The 2,295-nt window shown below is 45.3% G+C and carries 2 protein-coding genes; both read left to right on the top strand.

All coding sequences use genetic code 11. The features are described 5' to 3' along the window. On the top strand, window positions 1-1,280 hold a 1,280-nt coding region (locus H6F50_RS13365; protein WP_190429069.1), incomplete at its 5' end, for a DEAD/DEAH box helicase. Window positions 1,281-1,349: 69 nt separating this feature from the next. Continuing rightward, a complete protein-coding gene (locus H6F50_RS13360; protein ID WP_190429068.1) occupies window positions 1,350-2,177 on the top strand; it encodes an SWIM zinc finger family protein in 828 nt (275 codons plus the stop codon). The last annotated feature ends 118 nt before the right edge of the window (window positions 2,178-2,295 follow it).

Raw genomic sequence — 2,295 nt, 5'->3', positions numbered from 1 at the left:
TATTAGTTTGCCCGACTTCAGTTTTGGGGAACTGGGAACGAGAAGTTAAGAAATTTGGCCCCACGCTGAAAGTTGTCGTCCATCACGGGGATAAACGACCGAAAGGGAAAGCGCTGGCAAAAGCCGTTAAGGGCAAAGACTTGGTCATTACCAGTTATTCACTGGCGTTTCGGGATGCCAAAGACCTTCAAAGTGTTTCTTGGCGGGGTGTGGTGCTGGATGAAGCTCAAAATATTAAGAATCCCCAGGCGAAGCAATCGCAAGCAGTGCGTCAGTTAAAAGCAGGATTCCGGATTGCGCTGACAGGAACGCCAGTAGAAAATCGCTTGGCAGAATTGTGGTCAATTTTAGATTTCCTGAATCCGGGGTATTTGGGAACGCGAGATTTCTTTCAACGCCGGTTTGCCTTGCCGATTGAAAAATATGGAGATGTGGCTTCGTTGCAGACATTGCGATCGCTGGTTAGTCCTTTTATTCTGCGACGCCTGAAAAGCGATCGTAATATCATTCAAGATTTGCCTGAAAAGCAGGAAATGACTGTATTCTGCGGACTCTCTGCCGAACAAGCTGCACTCTATCAAAAATTGGTGGAAGAATCGCTAGTTGAAATTGAAGCCAGCGAAGGCGTGCAGCGAAAGGGAATCATTTTAGCTTTGTTGATAAAATTAAAGCAAATCTGCAACCATCCCGCCCAATTTTTAAAGGAAAAAGAACTGGTAGCACAGCGTCGCTCTGGCAAACTTCAGCGTTTAGAAGAGATGTTGGAGGAAGCTTTATTAGAAGGCGATCGCGCTTTGATTTTCACTCAATTTGCCGAGTGGGGAAAACTTCTGCAACCTTATTTAGAGAAACATCTAGGCTGGCAAACCCTGTTTTTATATGGAGGCACCCGCAAACAACAACGGGAGGAAATGATTGACCGATTCCAGAACGACCCAGAAGGTCCGAGAATCTTTATTCTTTCTTTAAAAGCTGGGGGAACGGGTCTCAATTTAACCCGTGCGAATCATGTCTTTCATTTCGACCGTTGGTGGAACCCAGCCGTCGAAAATCAGGCAACGGATCGGGTATTTCGGATTGGTCAAACCCGGAATGTACAGGTACATAAATTCACCTGTACCGGCACCCTGGAAGAAAGAATTAATGAAATGATTGAAAGTAAAAAAGCATTGGCAGAGCAAGTGGTGGGTGCCGGTGAACAGTGGATTACAGAACTGAATACTGACCAACTCCGCAATTTATTACTGCTGGATCGGACTGCTGTAATTGATGATGAATGAGCCAGTCCAGAGTCATCAGTCATTAGTTAGATTTTCTAGATAAATGACGAATAACAAATAAGCCATAGTATGAACAATTACGAAATTCAAAGCCGTGAATGGTGGGTCCAAGAATGGATTGATCTATTAGAGAAATCCCGCTTCAAAAAGCGATTGGAAAGGGCACGAAATTATGCAATGCAGGGAAATGTTCTTGGCATTGAGTTTAAAGGTCCAAAGGTGTTAGCAAAAGTGCAAGGTACGGCACCGGAACCCTATCAAGTTTCCCTATCCCTAGACCCTTTTACGGATGAACAGTGGGATTACGTGATTGAAACGATGTCTCAACGGGCGATTTTTTCTGCCCAATTATTGGCGGGAGAAATGCCGCCTAACATTCAAGAAGTGTTTACCGCCAATGGTTTGAGTATATTTCCCTTTACTTTGTCTGATATCCATGCACGGTGCAGTTGCCCGGATAAAGAAATTCCCTGCAAACACATTGGTGCAGTTTATTATCAGTTAGGCGATCGCTTCAGTGAAGATCCTTTCGTCATCTTCCAGTTGCGGGGACGCCCCAAAGAACAAATCCTCGATACCTTACGCAAGCTAAGACGCGGTACCTCTGAAACTGCTGAGACTGAAATTCCCACAGATGAGACATCCCAGCCATCGAACGAGGGTACTTCATCCCTACCAACAATCCCGCTAAAAATTGAGCAATTCTGGCAATACGACGAACCGCTAGATTCTTCACTGGTCGTAATTGCACCGACTGGTGACACTGTATTAAATGTACTCGGATCGATTACCCTCGCATCCGGTTCTAGTCAGCCGGTGATGCAATATTTAGACACTGTTTATCAAACAGTCAGTCAGCAAGCTTTTCTAGCGGCGATGAATTTAGAAGAGAGTTGATAGATTAGACCTCTTGCACGAATCAGCTAACCAGAGCTAGCTCAAAGTTGATGATGCCTGCGAGTAGATGCACTCGGCGCGTAAAGTGCCGCCGTCGATTCCGATAGCGCTCAGCCAA

It is taken from the genome of Coleofasciculus sp. FACHB-712 (assembly GCF_014695635.1).
Taxonomy (GTDB): Bacteria; Cyanobacteriota; Cyanobacteriia; order Cyanobacteriales; family FACHB-T130; genus FACHB-T130.
Note: the sequence above shows the minus strand (reverse complement) of the source record. Positions and strands in the feature narration are given on the sequence as shown.